Here is a 17,056-nt window from a genome sequence, read left to right as displayed (position 1 = left end):
GGGGCGTCGCCGGCGGTCTCGGCGCGGCGGAGGCGGGCGGCGGCCTCCAGCGCGCGGGCCACGGCGAGGCGTTCCGGGCCGTCCGGGCGGACGAGGGCGGGCGCCATGCACACCAGCCAGGAGATCGCCGCCCCGGCGAGCCCGAGCGCCACGTGGACGGGCACGTCCGCGAGCCGCTGCGGGACGAACGCGCAGCTGGAGGCCACGAAGGTGAAGATCACGTTGCCCGGGGGTCCGAGCCGGGCGGCGTCGGAGGCGAACTTGTGCCCGGCGGCGAGCAGGGCGGCGACCGCGACGCGGATCGCCACGTCCTCGGTCAGGGCGGCGGTGGCGAGCGCGACCGCGAGGCTCACCAGCATCAGCGCCGCGACGCGGGCGAGCGTGAGGGCGCGGGCGGCGTAGGGGCGGCCGTGGGCGTAGAGCGCGACGAGCGAGCCCGCCGAGGTGTAGAGCGCGAGGTCGAGGCGGCCGAACGCGAGCAGGGTCAGGTTCGGGATCGCCGCGGCGATCACCGCGCTCAGCGCCGCGTGGTACCAGGTGTCCGAGCCCCGGCCGAGCCGCAGCACCCCGCGTACGGGCAGCGGGCGCACCAGCGCTCCCCGCCCCGTTCCAGCCCCGTCCGTCACGATCCCCCTCAAACCTTCACAAGTATTTCACTTGTAAAATATCAGACGGACGGGGGTGCTATCGGCACAGGGTGGATTAGGCTTACCTAACCAGACGGAAAAGCGGAGGGCGCATGGCAACCGAACCGAAGACGGCGGAGCGCGAACGCAGGGGCGGCCGGAAGACGCACCGCGGGATCGTGCTGCGCACCGAACGGCTCACCCCGCACATGGTCCGGGTCGTCCTCGGCGGCGACGGACTGGCGGAGTTCGAGGCGGGCGAGTACACCGACCACTACGTGAAGCTGATGTTCGGGCGGCCCGGCGTCGCCTACCCCGAGCCGTTCGACCTGGAGCGGATCCGGGCCGAGTTCCCGCGCGACCAGTGGCCGACCACGCGCACCTACACCGTCCGCTCCTGGGACCCCGAGACCCGCGAGCTGGCCGTCGACTTCGTGATCCACGGCGAGGAGGGCCTCGCGGGCCCCTGGGCGGACGCGGCCAAGCCCGGCGACGCGATCTCCTTCATGGGCCCCGGCGGCAAGTACGCGCCCGGCGCCGACGCCGACTGGCACCTGTTCGCCGGGGACGAGAGCTCCCTGCCCGCCATCGCGGCGGCGCTGGAGCGCGTCCCGTCCGGCGTGCCCGCCCTCGTCTTCGTCGAGGTCCAGGACGCGTCGGAGGAGCAGGAGCTGTCCACCTCCGCCGACGCGAGGATCATCTGGCTGCACCGCGGCGACCGCCCGGTCGGCGAGGCCCTGGTCGAGGCCGTCCGGGCGCTGGACCTCCCCGCCGGACGCGTCCAGGCGTTCGTCCACGGCGAGGCCGGGTTCGTCAAGGAGCTGCGGCGCTACCTGCGGGTCGAGCGGACGCTGCCCATGGACCTGATGTCGATCTCCGGCTACTGGCGGGTCGGCCGCGACGAGGACGGCTGGCAGGCCGGCAAGCGCGTCTGGAACCAGCAGGTCCAGCAGGAGGAGGAGCAGGCCCTCTCCTCCTGATCCGGCTCCTCCCGATCAGGGCCCTGGGAGGTCAGGACGCCGCCTCGGCCTCCGGCTCCCCGTCCGTCTCCAGGACGCCCGGCCCGGGGTCGTCGTCGGCGAACCCGGGCAGCCAGCGGAGCGCCTCGTCCCGGAACCGGCCCTCGGCCTCCAGCTGGCACAGCACGCCGCCGCAGCCCGCCATCGCCCGCCACACCGCGAGGTACTGCGGCGGCAGCCGGAGCTGCCGCGCGATGCTCCCCGGACGCATGTCCGTGGCCATCGCGAGGCTCCGGCCGGTCTCCCGGCGCAGCCACTCCCGCGTGTACTGGAAGGTCTCCTGGGTGAACGGCGTCGCGTGCGGGACGACCAGGTCGGCGAACCGCTCCGGGTCGACGTCGGCGTCCGGGGCGAGGAAGCCCTCGGCGATGGCGCTCTCGACCATCTCCTCAGGGTCGCCGCCGGTGCCGATCGCCACCATCCGGCCGAGCGACCAGAGCAGCTCGTCCGACACGCGCGCCGCGCCGCCGAAGTCCATGACGCCGAGCCGGCCGTCGTCGAGCAGCCGGAAGTTGCCCGGGTGCGGGTCGATGTGGATCAGCCCGCAGCGGGACGGCCCGGACAGCAGGAACCGGAACAGCAGCAGCCCGGCCCGGTCACGCTCCTCCTTCGTCCCGGACGCGATGACCTTCGACAGCGGCGTGCCCTCGAGCCACTCGGTGACCAGGACGTTCCCGGACTGCGCGACGACGGCGGGGACGACGAAGTCGGGGTCGCCGGCGTAGCCGTCGTGGAAGGCCGTCTGGGAGGCGGCCTCGTCGACGTAGTCCAGCTCCTTCTCCAGGCGGCGGCGCAGGTCGGCGATCACCGGCTTGACCTCGACGCCGGGGAACAGCGGGTTGATCAGGCGGCTGAGCCGGGAGATCTGGTTGAAGTCGCTCATCAGCGCCGCGCCCGCGCCCGGGTACTGCACCTTGACCGCGACGGTCCGGCCGTCCTCCCAGACGGCCTTGTGGACCTGCCCGATCGACGCCGCCGCGGCGGGCCTGTCGTCGAACGAGGAGAACCGGTCGCGCCAGTCCGGGCCGAGCCCCTGCGCCAGGACCTTGTGCGTGGTCGCGGCGGGCATCGGCGGGGCGGCCTCCTGGAGCCGGGTGAGGCTGGCGCGGAACGGCGACGCCAGCTCGTCCGGCAGGCCCGCCTCGAAGATCGACAGCAGCTGGCCGACCTTCATCGCGCCGCCCTTGAGCTCGCCGAGCACCGCGAACAGCTGCTCGGCGGTGCGGCGCTGGACCTCCAGCGCGACCGCCTCGGCGGGTTTGCCCAGCGTCCGCTTGCCCAGGCCGAGCGCGGTGCGGCCGGCGAAGCCGAGGGGCAGGCTCGCCAGCTTGGCGGTGCGGGTCACCGCACGCCGGGGGATGTCGCTCACGTCGCGGACCGTCCTCACTCCCGTAGGGAATCCCTCCCCATTTTTCCCCTCTTGGCCCGAAAACGTCATACCGCCGGGGAAAGATCGCCCGGGACGTTTCAGCGGCCCGGCCTGACCAGCGGGAACGCGATCGTCTCCCGGATCGACCGCCCGGTGAGCGCGATGAGGAGCCGGTCGACGCCCATGCCCATGCCGCCCGCCGGGGGCATGCCGTACTCCAGGGCGCGCAGGAAGTCCTCGTCCAGCTCCATCGCCTCGGGGTCGCCGCCCGCCGCGAGCAGCGACTGCTCGGTCAGCCGCTGCCGCTGCAGGATCGGGTCGATCAGCTCGGAGTAGGCCGTGCCGAGCTCCATGCCGAAGACGATCAGGTCCCACTTCTCGGCGAGCCGCTGGTCCTTGCGGTGCGGACGGGTCAGCGGCGACGTCTCCGCCGGGAAGTCGCGGACGAACGTCGGGGCCTTGAGGTGGTCCTCGACGAGCGCCTCGTACAGCTCCTGGACGATCCGCCCCTGCCCCCACTCGGGGTCGACCTCCAGGCCCGCGCGCGCCGCCCGCCGGACGACGTCCGGGCGCGGCGTGTCGGTCGTGATCTCCTCGCCCAGCGCCCGCGACACCGAGCCGTACACGGTGATCTGGTTCCACGGCCCGGCCAGGTCGTACTCCACGCCGTCCCGGACGACCACGGTGGTGCCGAGCGCGGCGCGCGTGCCCGCCAGCACCAGCTCGCGGGTCAGCTCGGCCATCGTGTCGTAGTCGCCGTACGGCTCGTACGCCTCCAGCATCGTGAACTCGGGGTTGTGGGTGGCGTCCACGCCCTCGTTCCGGAAGTCGCGGCCCATCTCGAAGACCTTGCCGAGCCCGCCGACCAGCAGCCGCTTCAGGTACAGCTCCGGCGCGATCCGCAGGTAGAGCCGCATGTTGTAGGCGTTGATCCGGGTGGTGAACGGACGCGCCGTCGCACCGCCGTGGATCGGCTGGAGGATCGGCGTCTCGACCTCCAGGTAGCCGCGCCCCCGCAGCACGTCCCGGACGGCGCAGACCGCGTCGCCGCGCATCCGCAGCATCTTCCGCGACTCGTCGTTGACGATCAGGTCGACGGCCTTGTGCCGGACCCGCGCCTCGGGGTCGGCGAGCCCGGCGCGCTTGTCCGGCAGCGGGTGCAGGCACTTGGCGGTCAGCTTCCAGCCGGACGCCAGCACCGACAGCTCGCCCGTCCGGGTCGTCATGACCTCGCCGGTCACGCCGACCTGGTCGCCGAGGTCGATCAGCGACTTCCATCGGCGCAGGGAGTCGCCGCCGAGCACGTTCGCGGCCAGCATGACCTGGATGTCGCCCGACTCGTCCCGCAGCTTGGCGAAGACCAGCCCGCCGTGGTCGCGTTCGAGCATGACCCGCCCGGCGATCGCGGCGGTGTCCCCGGTGGAGGTGTCGGCGGCGAGGCCGCCGTACCGCGCGCGCAGATCGGCGGCGAGACCGGTGCGGTCGAAGCCCAGCGGGTAGGCCTCGACGCCCGCCGCCTCGATCCGCGCGAGCTTGTCGTGCCGGACGCGCTCCTGCTCCGACAGCCTCCGGCGCGGCGTCCGGTCCTTCTCGGCGGCCTCCTCCAGCCGCGTGATCTCGGCGACCAGGTCGGGGCTCGGCGCGGCGTTCGCGGCGCGGTCCAGGCGGCGGCGCGACAGGCTCGGCAGGAACCCCTCGGCGCGGGCGTAGCCGAAGCCGAGATGGATCAGGCCGCCCGCGCCGGAGCTGAAGCACACGTACCGCGGGACCCACTCGGGGTGGTACTTGGCGTTGGACAGGTACAGCGACTCCAGCTGCCAGAACCGGGACGCGAACGACAGCACCCGGTAGGCGGCGCGGACGAGCGGCCCCGCGCCGATCTGCGAGCCGCGCTCGAACACCGAGCGCAGCATCGCGAAGTTCAGCGAGATCCGGCCCGCCCCGACCGACCCGGCCTGCTCGATCAGCCGCACGACCATGAACTCGTTCAGCCCGTTCTCGGCGGCCCGGTCGCGGCGCATCAGGTCCAGCGACAGGCCCGTCCGGCCCCACGGGACGAACGACAGCAGCCCGCGCAGCCGTCCCTCGGAGTCGAAGGCCTCGACCATCACGCAGTCGCCGTCGGTGGGGTCGCCGAGCCGTCCGAGCGCCATCGAGAAGCCGCGTTCGGTCTCGCCCTCGCGCCACTGGTCGGCGCGCTGCACGATCCCGGCCATCTCGGCCGGGGAGATCTGCGCGTGCCGCCGGATCCGCACGGTGTACCCGGCGCGCTCCACCCGGCGGACGGCCTGCCGGACCTGCCGCATCTCCCGGCCCTCGAGGTTGAACTCGGCCACCTCGATGATCGCCTCGTCGCCGAGCTCCAGCACGCTCAGGCCGTGCCGCCGGTACTCGACGGCGGCACGCTCGCCGACGCTGACCGCGCCGGGCGTCCAGGAGTGCCGGCGGCACTCGGCCAGCCACTCCTCGATGGCCTGCCCCCACGACTCGGGGTCGCCGAGCGGGTCGCCGCTGGCCAGGCAGACCGAGCCCTGCGCCCGGTAGGCGATGCCCGCCTTGCCGTTCGGGGCGACGATGAAGTCCTTGTCGCGGCGCAGCGCGAAGTAGCCGAGCGAGTCCTCGTCGCCGTAGCGCAGCAGCAGTTCGCGGGCGCGGAGCTCCTCGCCGGGGCTGAGCACCGCGTCGCCGCGCGAGGGCCGGAACAGCGCCCACACCGTCGCGACGAGCAGCCCGCTGCCGAGGACGCCCAGGATGAGGTCGACCCAGCCGGGGACGTCCACGTCCATGGTGTGGCCGGTGACCCGGGCGCCGAGGATGGTCTGGAGGGCGGCGTAGAGCGGCTGGGTCCAGAACCCGCCCCGGGGGTTGCGGTCGGTCAGCGACACCAGCAGCGTGCCGATGACCCCGCTGACCAGCACCATCGCACCGCCGACCCGCCAGGCCAGGCGGAGGTTGGCGCGGTCGGGCAGAGCGGAGAACTCGTGCCGCGCGGCCCACACCGCGACCAGCGCGAACGCGTAGCAGACGGGGGCGATGTAGTCGCCGAGGCCGAGCGGGACGTCCGGGTCGGGCGCGATGGTGAACACCACCGAGACCGTGAGGTAGAGCAGGAAGAACAGGCCGAGCAGGACCAGCGTCATGCGCCAGGCCGACTTCTTGCGCCGCCGCACCCCGGTCGCGAGCAGGAGCATCAGCAGACCCCAGGTCATGCTGGGCACCCAGGCGAAGTAGCCGATCCAGCGCAGCAGCCAGATGGCGTCCAGGTCCTCGATGAGGCCCGCGGACAGCCAGGACAGGACCGACACGGCACCCGACAACATCAGGTACCACGACAGTCCGGTCGGAACAGCCCGGATCACAGCTCTGGCGCGCACTCGTCCCCCGACACGATTTCTTCCCGTCGGCCCGTCCCGAACGGGCCTGCGGGTTAGCGTACCCGCGCGCCCTCGGCCTCGGCCCGCGGGCCCGCGACGTGCGCCGACCTCGCCGTCCGGTACAGCGGGGCCAGCGCCAGCAGCACGATCGCCAGCAGGCTGGTGACGACGATCCCGTCCAGCCAGTAGTGGTTGGCGGTGCTGACCACCACGAGGACGGTCAGGACGGGGTGGGCCAGCCAGAGCCAGCGCCAGCGCGTCCGGCAGGCGACGATCAGACCGACCGCCACGATGATCGCCCAGCCGATGTGCAGGGACGGCATCGCCGCGTACTGGTTGGCGACGGTGTCGCTCTGCGGCGCGCCGTACACCGACGGCCCGTACTTGGCCGCGGTGTCGATCAGGCCCGTGAACGTCAGCATGCGCGGGGGCGCGAGCGGCACGGTCAGGTGCAGGGCGAGCCCGGCGGCGGTCAGCGCGACCACGACCCAGCGCACCCACCGGTAGTAGGCGGGCCGCCGCAGGTACATGAACAGCAGGAACGCGGCGGTCGCCGGGAAGTGCACGTAGGCGTAGTAGGAGTTCGCGGTCTCGATCAGGGCGTGGCTCTTGAGCAGGCCGTCCTGGACGTTCAGCTCACTGGGCAGGTGCAGCCAGCGTTCGATGTCCCAGACGTCGCGGGCGTTGCGGAACGCCTCGGTGACGCGGTCGTTGGCCGCCAGGCGGCCCGCCTTGTAGATGCCGAAGAGCACCGCGATCAGCAGCAGTTCGCGGAGGGCCCGGGGGCGGGACGCGGCGAACCGCGCCCTGCGGGGGGCGGGCGCGGCGTCCTGTCCGCCCGGGGTCGCCGGTGCGGCCGGGGCTTCCGGGGTGTCCGAGCCCGCCGGGGCGTCGGGGGCGGCGGGGCGGGTGTCCGGGGAGGAGGCGGGCGACGGCTCCGCGTCCGTCCCGGGCTCACGGCGCGGCGAGGGGACGCGCCGCCAGACCGGCTGCTGGAGGAGGTTCATGGGTCCGGGCTTCCTTGGGGGTGGGCGGAAAAGGGGGGAGAGCGAGGGCCGCCGCCTCGGATCACGAGGCGGCGGCCCTGGGTCAACTGCCGGAGGACGGTCCCGGAACGCCGGGGAGTCCGGGGGCGCCGGCGGATCCGCCGTCCCGGCCTCCGGCTCCGGCGCCGGACGTGACGGGCCGGCGCGAGCCGCCGTCACCGTCGCGGTCTCCATCGCCGTCGTGGTCGCCGTCACTGTCGTGGTCGTCGCCGAGGTGGTGGCGGAGCTTCTCGCCCTCGACGTCCACGGAGGGCAGGAGCCGGTCCAGCCAGCGCGGCAGCCACCAGGCGACCTTGCCGAACAGCGCCATCACGGCGGGCACGACGGTCATCCGGACGACGAAGGCGTCGAAGAACACCCCGGCCGCCAGGGCGAAGCCCATCAGCTTGATCATCGACTGGTCGTCGCTGATGAACCCGGCGAACACGGCCATCATGATCACCGCGGCGGCGGCGACCACGCGTGCGCCGTGCCGGAACCCGGCGACGACGGCGTCCTTCGGGGCGGCGCCGTGCACGTACTCCTCGCGCATCCGGGTGACCAGGAACACCTGGTAGTCCATGGCGAGGCCGAACACCACGCCGATCATGAAGATCGGCATCAGGCTCATGATCGGCCCGGTGGTGTCCACGCCGATCAGCGACGCGCCCCAGCCCTTCTGGAACACCGCCACCACCGCGCCGAACGTGGCCGCGACGGTGAGCAGGAAGCCCAGGGTCGCCTTCAGCGGCACCAGGACCGACCGGAACACCAGCATGAGCAGGACGAACGCGAGCCCGACGACCAGCGCGAGGTAGGGCGGGAGGGCACCGGACATCTTCGCCGAGATGTCGATCCCGATCGCGGTCTGGCCGGTGACCATGGCCTCCGCGCCGGTCCGCGCCTGCAGCGCGTCGCCCTTGTCGCGGATGGCCGAGACCAGGTCCTCGGTCGCCTTGGTGCTCGGGCCGCTCTTCGGCACCACGGTCAGCAGCGCGGTGTCGCGCGCCTGGTTGGGCACCGGCGGGGTGACGGTCGCGACGTCCGGCATGCCCTTCAGCTGCCCGGAGAACTCGCCCGCGGCCCTGGTGACGTCCCCGGATCCGTGGACGACGACCATCAGCGGCCCGTTGAAGCCGGGGCCGAAGCCCTCGGACACCATCTCGTACGCCTTGTACTGCGTGCTGGACGGCGACGACGACTCCTCGCCCGGCATGCCGAGCCGCAGGTCGAGCGCCGGGAGCGCGAGCGCGCCGAGGGCGGCGACCGCCACCACCAGCACCGCCACGGGGCGGCGGACGACGAACCGCGCCCAGCGCTCCCCCGCCGCGGTCCTGCCGGGCTTCGGCCCGCCGCGCAGGCCGGGGATCCGGCCGCCGACGACGCGGCGCCCGGCGAAGCCGAGCATCGCGGGCAGCAGGCTGAGCGCGATCAGCACGGCGACGATCACCGAGAACCCGGCGGCGACGCCCATCTCGGTGAGGATGGGGATGCCGACGACGCCGAGGCCGACCAGCGCGATCACGACGGTGAGGCCCGCGAAGACCACGGCCGACCCGGCGGTGCCGACGGCGCGTCCGGCCGCCTCCTCACCGGATCTGCCCTCGGCGAGCTCGTGCCGGTACCGGGAGGTGATGAACAGGGCGTAGTCGATCGCGACGGCCAGGCCGAGCATCAGCGCCAGCGTGGACGTCATCGAGCTCATGTCGATCAGGCCGGTCGCGGCGGTGATGCCGCTCAGCGCGATCGCCACGCCGATGATCGCGTTCAGCAGCGGCAGCCCCGCGGCCACCAGCGAGCCGAGCGTGATGACCAGGACGACGGCGGCGATGGCGAGGCCGATGAGCTCCGCCGCGCCCTGCTCGGGCATGCCCTGCGTGGCGCTGCCGCCCATCTCGACGGTCAGGCCGGCGGAGCGTCCCGCGTCGGCGGCGTGGTCGAGGGCGTCCCGCGAGGACTGCTTCACGTCCACGGGGGTGACCTTGTAGGTGACCTGGGCGAGCGCGGTGCGCTGGTCCTGGGAGAGCGCCTGCGCCTGGTAGGGGTCGACGACCGAGCCGACCTGCGGCGCGGTGCGCAGCTTCCCGACGACCTCCTCGACGGACGCCTTCGTGCCGGGTTCGACGAGGGTGTGGCCGGCGGGCGCGCGGATGACGATCCGCGCGGTCGCGCCGTCCGCCGACGCCTGCGGCATCTTGTCCTTGAGCAGGTCGATGGCCCGCTGGGCCTCGGTGCCGGGGATGGAGAAGTCGCTGGACGTGGGGCCCTTGAGGGTGGCCGCGCCGACCCCGAACAGGACGAGCAGCCCGATCCAGATCAGGGCGATGAGTCCACGCCGTCGGTAGGAGAACCGGCCGAGCCGGTAGAGCAAGGTTGCCAAGAGAGGAGATCCCATTCGGTGCCGGGCGCGCCGGGGGGCGCTCCGGTCTTCACGGACGGTGCACGGTCGATGACCCGGCGACGGACTGGTCGTCGGGCTTCTCAGGGGTGGTCCGCCGAAGGGGGGTGTCCGGCCGGGGCAGGGCGGCGCGCCCCGGCCGGAAGCGGGTCATCCGGACGGGTCGGCCAAGGCCGCCGCGTACGGGGCGGGGCGAGGGGCGGGCACGGGCAGGCCGGCGCGGAACTGGGCCAGGGCGGAGTCGACCAGCCCGGGCAGGTCCCCGTCACCGCCGCCGCCCGCCCAGAGGCTGACGACGACGCGCATCGTCATGCCCAGGACGCCGGCGACCAGGTGGGGATAAAGGTCGCGGGCGGGGTCGGTGCCGGTGCGGGCGGCGATCAGCGCCGCCGCCTCCGCCTGCATCTCGCCGAGTCCGCACAGCTGGGACGCGACGAGCGAGGGGTCGGTCTGGACGATCCGCAGCAGCGCGACCGTCTCCTCCATCCGCTCGGGCGGCGTGACCACCTCGTGCAGGACCGCGCGGACCGAGTCCCACACGGGCTCGTCCGCGGGCCGTCCGGCCAGGAGGGTGAGGACCGCCCGCGCCCCGTCGGTCAACGGGGCGACGATCGCCTCCTCCTTGCCGGGAAAGTAGTTGTGGAAGGTGCGGGTCGACACGCCCGCCGAGGCGGCGATCGCGTCGACGGTGACGCCCTCCACTCCGTGCTCGAGCGCCAGCCGCATCGCGGCGCGGCTCAGCGCGTCGCGGGTCGCGGCCTTCTTGCGCTCGCGCAGGCCCATCTCCACCGTCATGCCCACGACTCTAGACTTCTTTGCAGGCTCTGCAAAATTGCAGAGCCTGAAATCTTGCGTGACGTGCAGCACACGGGGCGCGGGCCGGTCAGAACGTGAGGGGCGGGCTCTCCTTCCCGTTGCCCTGGTAGATGCCCTGGTAGCTGAACTTCGGCAGCACCCGGTAGTCGCCGTGCGCGGGGACGGTGGACATCTCGAACGTGCAGGTCAGCGTGGTACAGGGCGCGGAGGTCCAGGTGCCGGCGTTGGTCTGGTCGGCGGCCCGCTTGAGGACCAGGATCACCTGCATCTGGTTGGCGGCGATCAGCTTCGGGTCGTTGCGGGACGCCACGGGGTCCAGGATCCCACGCATGACCACCGAGTGACCGTCGAAGCGGATGCACGCCGTCAGGTAGTGCTGCCTGGCGTCGGCCTCCCCACGCGGACCGCACATCCAGCCGGTGGGCTGCCGCGCGTTCCCGCCGTCACCGCTGCCGCCCGCCCCGGGGCCGGAGCCCTTCGTCGGCGCTCCCGAGGAGGGCGAGGTGCCCGGCGAGTCGCCCGGCGACGCCGACCCCGAGCCGGACGCCGACGGCGTCGCCCCGGGCGACTTCTTCTTCCCCTTGCCGGACGGCGCCGCCGAGCCGTTCGGCTTCCCGGCCAGGAGGTTCCCCCGGGACGCCTCGGCCGCCGCCTTGGCCTGCCCGTCCTTGGAGCCGCCGCCCCCGCTGGTGAGGGCGAGCGTGACCCCCGTGGCGGTGACGGCGGCCACGACGGCCGCGCCCACGCCGATGAGCGTGCCGCGCCGGGGCCCGCCGCTCTTCCGGGGCACGGCGACCGTGCCGTCCGGGCCGGGGATCCCGCCCTGGTTCATTCCGGCCGCGCCCTGCGGCACGAACATGCCCTGCGGCAGCGAGGTGCCGTGCGGGAGCGACGCGCCGTGCGGCAAGGACGACCCGTTCGGCAGGGACGCGCCGTTCGGCAGCGAGGCGCCCTGGGGCAGCGACGCGTTCGGGAGCGAGGCACCGTTCGGAAGCGACGCGCCGTGCGGGAGTGAGGCACCGTGCGGGAGTGAGGCACCGTGCGGGAGGGTTCCGCCCTGCGTCGCGGACGGCTTCTGCACCGAACCGGCCGGAACGGTGATCGCGAACCGGCCCTGGTGGTTCGCGCGGGCGTACTCGATCAGGCGCCGTCCCAGGTCGTAGGCGCCGATGCGGGCCATCGGCTGCTTCTCGAGGCTCTGCTCGAGCAGCGTCCACAGCTCGGGGGGCAGGCCGGGCAGCGGGGGCGGCGGGACGTGGAGGTGCTCGTGCAGGACGGCCGAGATGCTGCTGCCGCCGAACGGCTGGCGTCCGGCGAGCAGCTCGTACAGGGTGACGCCCGCGGCGTACACGTCGGCGGGCGGGCCTGGCTCGTGGCCCTCCAGCACCTCGGGCGCCATGTAGCGGGGCGTTCCGACGATGTTGCCGGTGGCGGTGAGGTCGTCGCCGGACGCGATCCGGGCGACGCCGAAGTCGGCGAGCCGCACCGGCGACTCCGGCGAGGTGTGGTCGAGCAGCACGTTGGCCGGCTTGAGGTCGCGGTGGACCAGTCCCGCCTCGTGCACCGCGACGAGGGCCGCGCAGACGTGGCCGACCAGCCAGGCGGCCTCGGCGGTCGGCAGCGCTCCCCCGCGCCGCCCCCGGTACTCGCCGAGGTCCTCGCCGGTCACCAGGTCCATGACCAGGGCGAGCCGGTCGCCCTCCACGACCAGGTCGTGCACGGTCACCACGTTCGGGTGCCGGACCCGCAGCAGCGCCGTGCGCTCCCGGACGAACCGGGTCACCGACGCCGGGTCGGCGGCCAGCTCCGGCCGCAGCACCTTGACCGCGCGCTCCTCACCGGTCACGCGGTCCAGCGCCCGCCACACCACGCCCATGCCGCCCTGGCCGATCATGCCGACCAGCGTGTAACGGCTCCCGAGCGCCGCGCCGCCTGCGTCCATCCTGCCTTACCCCCATACTGTGAAGATCACGTCATTATGGCGGTGACCGGTCACTTCAGCGGCAGTCCGGCGTAGTTTTCGGCAAGGGAGGCCATGGCGGGCGCTGATCCTGCCACGTACTCCAGGTGCGCCCGCTGCAGCCGCCGGGCGAACGCGTCGGACTCCGGGTCGGCGTGCAGCAGGGTCGTCATCCAGTACGAGAAGTGCTCGGCCCGCCAGACCCGGCTCAGGCACGTCGCCGAGTACGCGTCCAGGAGCGCCTCCGAACCGGAGGCGTACCGCTCGGTCAGCGCGCGGGCGAGGATCGTCACGTCCGACACCGCGAGGTTGAGGCCCTTGGCGCCGGTCGGCGGGACGATGTGCGCGGAGTCCCCGGCGAGGAACAGCCGGTCGTGCCGCATCGGCTCGGCGACGAAGCTGCGCATCGGCGTCACCGACCGGTCGGTGATCGGGCCGGGCGTCAGCTCCCAGCCGTCCGGGGTGCCGAACCGGACGGCGAGCTCGTCCCAGATCCGCGCGTCGGACCATGCGGCGAGGTCCTCGTCCGGCGCGACCTGGAGGTAGAGGCGGCTGACGGACGGCGAGCGCAGGCTGTGCAGCGCGAAGCCGCGCTCGTGGTGGGCGTAGATCAGCTCGTCGGTGGACGGCGCGACGTCGGCGAGGACGCCGAGCCAGGCGAACGGGTAGTCGCGGGCGAACGTCCGGACGTCCGGGACGGCGCGGCGGCTGACGCCGTGGAAGCCGTCGCAGCCCGCGATGTAGTCGGCCGTCAGCTCATGGGCCGCGCCGTCCTGCCGGAAGGTGACCGTCCCGGTGGACGGGTCGACCGCGAGCACCTCGGCCTCGTACCGGACGTCGCCGCCGTCCGCGAGCCGCAGCGCGGCCAGGTCCTTGACGATCTCGGTCTGGGCGTAGACGGTGACGGTCCGGCCGGTGAGGTCGGTGATCGGGATCCGGTGGCCCTCGCCGCCGAACCGCAGCTCGATGCCGTGGTGGACCAGGCCCTCCCGGTCGAGCCGCTCGCCGGCGCCGCTCTCGCGCAGCACGTCGGTGGTGCCCTGTTCGAGCATCCCGGCGCGCTGCCGCCGCTCGACGTAGGCGCGGTCGCGGCTCTCCAGCACCACCGACGCGACGCCCTGCCGGTGCAGCAGGTGGGACAGCAGCAGACCCGCCGGTCCGCCGCCGACGATCGCGACCTGCGTGCGCATGGGATCCTCCTTGGTCCGGCCGTCCCGCCCCGGGGGCGGCGGACGGCCCTCTGCCCCGGGGACGGGTCCCCGGGGGTCGGTCGGTGGGTTTGGCGGGTGCGTGTTCGGCCGGTGGGGACCGGTCAGTCCATGTCCGGACCCGGCGCGGGACCCGACGCCGGGTCGGGGCCGGTCGCGAAACCGGGGCCGCTCGCGAAACCGGGGGTGTCCGGCGTGAAGGCGGCGTCCTCGCGGAGCGCGGCGGTGCCCGCGTCCCAGTGGACGGCGAGGTCGCGGGACAGCGCGCGCGCCGCCGTCGCGAGGGGCGGCAGGAGGCGGCGCGGGTCCGCGCCGCGCGAGCGCGCGACCAGGGACAACGCGGCCACGACCGCCCCGTCCCGGTCCCGGACGGGCACGCCGACCGAGAACGCCCCGGCGGTCATCTCGTCCCGGGTCGTGGCGTAGCCCCGGCGGCGCGTGGCGGCCAGGTCGCGGCGCAGCGCCTCCGGATCGGTGAGCGTGGCGGACGTGTGCCGGGTCAGCGGCTCGGCGAGGACGGCCTCGCGCACGGCGGCGGGCGCGTACGCCAGCAGCACCTTGCCCGCGCCGGTCGCGTGCAGCGGCAGGTCGGAGCCGACCCGCGTCACGACCGGCACCGAGCGGCGGCCGCGCAGCCGCTCCACGAACAGCGCCCGGCCGCCGCCCAGCACGGCGAGCTGGACGTTGTCGTGCGTCGCCTCGTACAGGTCCTCCATGTGCGGCAGCGCCAGCTCGCGCAGCCCGGTGACGGCCGGGGCGCGGCTGCCGATCCGCCACAGCCGGGTGCCGATGCGGTAGGTGCCGTCGTCCGGGGTCCGCTCCAGGAACCCGCCCGCGGTCAGCTCGCCGACCAGGCGGTGCCCCGTGGACGGCGGCAGCCCGGCCCGGCGGCAGATCTCGCTCAGCGTGAGCCGGACGTCCCCGGGCGCGAAGGCGTCCAGGATTCCCATGACCTTGCCCGCCGCCGTCAGCGGACGCTGTGCCCCCACGCCCTACTCCCGCTCGTCGATCTCGGACAGGACCCGCTGCGCGACGGCGAACGCCGAGTTCGCGGCGGGCACCCCGCAGTAGATCGCGGTCTGCAACAGGACCTCCTTGATCTCGTCGCGGGTGAGGCCGTTGCGCAGCGCGGCCCGGACGTGCATGGCCAGCTCGTCGTGGTGGCCGCCCGCGACCATCGCGGTGAGGGTGACGCAGCTGCGGGTCCTGCGGTCGAGACCCGGGCGGTTCCAGATCTCGCCCCACGCGTAGCGGGTGATGAGGTCCTGGAAGTCGGCGGTGAAGCCGGTCGTCCGGGCGACCGCGCGGTCGACGTGCGCGTCGCCCAGGACCTCGCGGCGGGTCGTCATCCCGTCGGCGCGCCGCCGCTCGTCGGTGCGCGGCCCGTCGGCGTGCGACCCGTCGTCACGCCGCTCGTCGTCGCGCGGCTCGTCGTCGTGCCGCTGGTCGTCGCCGGTCACTCGGCGGTCCCCTTCCAGGTGCGGTGGAGATGGTGCAGGAGCGCGTCGGTGACGGCCCCGGGCTGCTCGGCGTTAGCGAGGTGCGCGGCGTGGTCGACGACCGTGAGCACCGAGTCGGGGATGTGCTCCGCGAGGACGTCGGCGTGCCCGCGCGGCGGGGTCGGCAGGTCCTGCGCGCCCGCGACGACCAGCGTCGGCGCGGTGATCCGGTCGAGCCGTCCGGTGAGGTCGTGGCCCGCGAGCGCGTCGCAGCAGGCCGCGTAGCCGTCGGGGGCCGCCGTCCGGTTCATCGCGACGAACGGTTCGGCGGCGGCGGGCGGGAACTCCGGCGTGAACCAGCGGGACGGCGCCGACGTGGCGACCCTCTCGACACCCTCGCGGCGCACCAGCGCGGCCCGCTCGCGCCACGGGCCGGGCTCGCCGAACCTCGGGGACGTGCAGAGCAGCGCGAGGCTGGCGACCCGTTCCGGCGCGCGCAGCGCGGCCGTCATCGCGACGGCCCCGCCGAGTGAGACCCCGGCGACCGCCGCGCGGGCCGCGCCCGCCCGGTCGAGCAGGCCGATCACGGCGTCCGCGAGGTCGGCGACGCCGAACGGTCCGTCCGGGACGGGCGCGCCGCCGTGGCCGGGCAGCTCGTAGCGCAGGACGCGCCAGTGCCGGACGAGCGCCGGGAGCTGCGGGTCCCACAGCGCGGACGTCGTGCCGAGCGACGGCCCGAGGACGACGAGCGGGGCGTCGTCCGGGCCGTCCAGGCGGTGGACGAGTTTCACGGGAGGCTCTTCCTGTACTCGGTGAGGGCGCGGTCGACCAGGGCGCCCGCCGCGCGGACGTCGGTGGCGGCGTCGCGCCCGGGGAGCAGCGCGGCGAGGTCGTCCAGGTGGGCGCGCATGCGTTCGGGGCGCACCTCGAGGCCGTCGAGCAGCTCGGCCGTGGTCTCCGCCGCGCCGCCGGTGAGCCGCAGGCACTCGCGGAGCGGCTGCCATTCGGCGTGCCACTCTCCCGCCGGGCGCTCGTGCGCGGCGGCCTGCGCCGCCAGCAGCACCTGGACCTGCGCGGGGACCTGGAGCGCCGCCGACCGGACGAGCGTCGCGAGCGCCGGGTTCCGCTTGTGCGGCATCGCCGACGACCCGCCCCGGCCCGGCCCGGCGGGTTCGGCGAGCTCGTCGACCTCGCTCTGCGCGAGCAGCGTGACGTCCGTCGCGATCTTGCCGAGCGCCCCGGTGACCAGCGCGGACGCGGCTCCGAGGTCGGCGACCGGGGTGCGCCGGGTGTGCCAGGGCAGGACGGCCCGGTCGAGGCCGAGCTCGTCGGCGAACGCGTCGGCCAGCGCGGGGCCGTCCGCGCCGAAGGCGGCGAGCGTGCCGACCGCGCCGCCGAGCTGGACGGGCAGCGCGACCGAGGCCAGCCGGCCGCGTCCGTCGAGGCAGCCGAGCAGCCACTGCGCGGCCTTGAGCCCGAACGTCGTCGGGAGCGCCTGCCGGGACAGCGTCCGGCCCGGCATCGGCGTGTCCCGGTGCCGTTCGGCGAGCCCGGCGAGCAGCGCGAGGACGCGGTCGAGCGTCCCGGTGATCTCCCGCCGGGCGCGCGCGGCGACCAGCATCGCGGCGGTGTCCATGACGTCCTGGCTGGTCGCGCCCCGGTGGACGTGCCGTCCGGCGTCTCCGGCGAGGGCGCGCAGGTCGGCGACCAGCGGGACGACGGGGTTGCCCGCGCCGCGGGCCCGGCGGGCGAGCCCGGCGGGGTCGGGCCGCGCGGCGCGGGCGGCCTGGGTGATCGCGTCCGCGGCGTCCGCCGGGACGAG

The 17,056-nt window shown here is 74.3% G+C and carries 10 protein-coding genes and 2 pseudogenes; 1 reads left to right on the top strand and 11 read right to left on the bottom strand.

All coding sequences use genetic code 11. The features are described 5' to 3' along the window. A pseudogene (locus tag EBO15_RS38830) lies at positions 1-590 on the bottom strand (FUSC family protein); the annotation flags it as partial. Between the two features lie 149 nt (positions 591-739). Between EBO15_RS38830 and EBO15_RS38825 the strand changes: the two are divergent. Next, positions 740-1,606: a siderophore-interacting protein gene (locus tag EBO15_RS38825; RefSeq protein WP_122199464.1), complete on the top strand. Its 867-nt coding sequence runs from the start codon at positions 740-742 to the stop codon at positions 1,604-1,606. 31 nt (positions 1,607-1,637) lie between these two features. On the opposite strand, the gene EBO15_RS38820 is transcribed toward EBO15_RS38825, so the two are convergent. From EBO15_RS38820 to EBO15_RS38770, 10 genes and pseudogenes are all read right to left on the bottom strand, one after another. Then, positions 1,638-3,014, bottom strand: a complete 1,377-nt coding sequence (locus EBO15_RS38820; RefSeq protein WP_122199468.1) for an ABC1 kinase family protein — start codon at positions 3,012-3,014, stop codon at positions 1,638-1,640. 98 nt (positions 3,015-3,112) lie between these two features. Continuing rightward, the gene (gene lysX, locus EBO15_RS38815) at positions 3,113-6,373 is read right to left on the bottom strand and encodes a bifunctional lysylphosphatidylglycerol synthetase/lysine--tRNA ligase LysX (protein WP_122199463.1); all 3,261 of its coding nucleotides are present in this window, start codon (positions 6,371-6,373) and stop codon (positions 3,113-3,115) included. 68 nt (positions 6,374-6,441) lie between these two features. Next, a complete protein-coding gene (locus tag EBO15_RS38810) occupies positions 6,442-7,395 on the bottom strand; it encodes a phosphatase PAP2 family protein (protein ID WP_122199462.1) in 954 nt (317 codons plus the stop codon). Positions 7,396-7,477: 82 nt separating this feature from the next. Beyond that, positions 7,478-9,793, bottom strand: coding sequence for an MMPL family transporter (locus EBO15_RS38805; RefSeq protein WP_122199461.1), 2,316 nt, complete (start codon positions 9,791-9,793; stop codon positions 7,478-7,480). A 168-nt stretch (positions 9,794-9,961) separates the two neighbouring features. Next, complete coding sequence (locus tag EBO15_RS38800) at positions 9,962-10,606, bottom strand: TetR family transcriptional regulator (RefSeq protein ID WP_122199467.1); 645 nt, start codon at positions 10,604-10,606, stop codon at positions 9,962-9,964. An 88-nt stretch (positions 10,607-10,694) separates the two neighbouring features. Continuing rightward, entirely contained in the window at positions 10,695-12,569 is a 1,875-nt protein-coding gene (locus EBO15_RS38795; protein ID WP_122199460.1) for a serine/threonine-protein kinase, read from the bottom strand. Positions 12,570-12,619: 50 nt separating this feature from the next. Next, the gene (locus EBO15_RS38790; RefSeq protein ID WP_122199459.1) at positions 12,620-13,777 is read right to left on the bottom strand and encodes a 4-hydroxybenzoate 3-monooxygenase; all 1,158 of its coding nucleotides are present in this window, start codon (positions 13,775-13,777) and stop codon (positions 12,620-12,622) included. 122 nt (positions 13,778-13,899) lie between these two features. Next, a complete protein-coding gene (locus tag EBO15_RS38785; protein WP_233616761.1) occupies positions 13,900-14,784 on the bottom strand; it encodes an IclR family transcriptional regulator in 885 nt (294 codons plus the stop codon). A gap of 3 nt (positions 14,785-14,787) precedes the next feature. Continuing rightward, positions 14,788-16,025, bottom strand: a pseudogene (gene pcaDC, locus EBO15_RS47420) (bifunctional 3-oxoadipate enol-lactonase/4-carboxymuconolactone decarboxylase PcaDC). Continuing rightward, on the bottom strand, positions 16,022-17,056 hold a 1,035-nt coding region (locus EBO15_RS38770), incomplete at its 5' end, for a lyase family protein (RefSeq protein ID WP_122199457.1). The gene EBO15_RS38770 and the pseudogene pcaDC, both read right to left, overlap by 4 nt.

The sequence above is a fragment of the Actinomadura harenae genome, assembly GCF_003696215.1.
Lineage (GTDB): Bacteria > Actinomycetota > Actinomycetes > Streptosporangiales > Streptosporangiaceae > Spirillospora > Spirillospora harenae.
Note: the sequence above shows the minus strand (reverse complement) of the source record. Positions and strands in the feature narration are given on the sequence as shown.

Excerpts from the sequence above, each read along its gene's own strand:
- EBO15_RS38790 (WP_122199459.1), bottom strand. The coding sequence starts at position 13,777 with ATGCGCACGCAGGTCGCGATCGTCGGCGGCGGACCGGCGGGTCTGCTG.
- EBO15_RS38800 (WP_122199467.1), bottom strand. The coding sequence starts at position 10,606 with ATGACGGTGGAGATGGGCCTGCGCGAGCGCAAGAAGGCCGCGACCCGC.
- EBO15_RS38810 (WP_122199462.1), bottom strand. The coding sequence starts at position 7,395 with ATGAACCTCCTCCAGCAGCCGGTCTGGCGGCGCGTCCCCTCGCCGCGC.
- EBO15_RS38825 (WP_122199464.1), top strand. The coding sequence starts at position 740 with ATGGCAACCGAACCGAAGACGGCGGAGCGCGAACGCAGGGGCGGCCGG.
- EBO15_RS38795 (WP_122199460.1), bottom strand. The coding sequence starts at position 12,569 with ATGGACGCAGGCGGCGCGGCGCTCGGGAGCCGTTACACGCTGGTCGGC.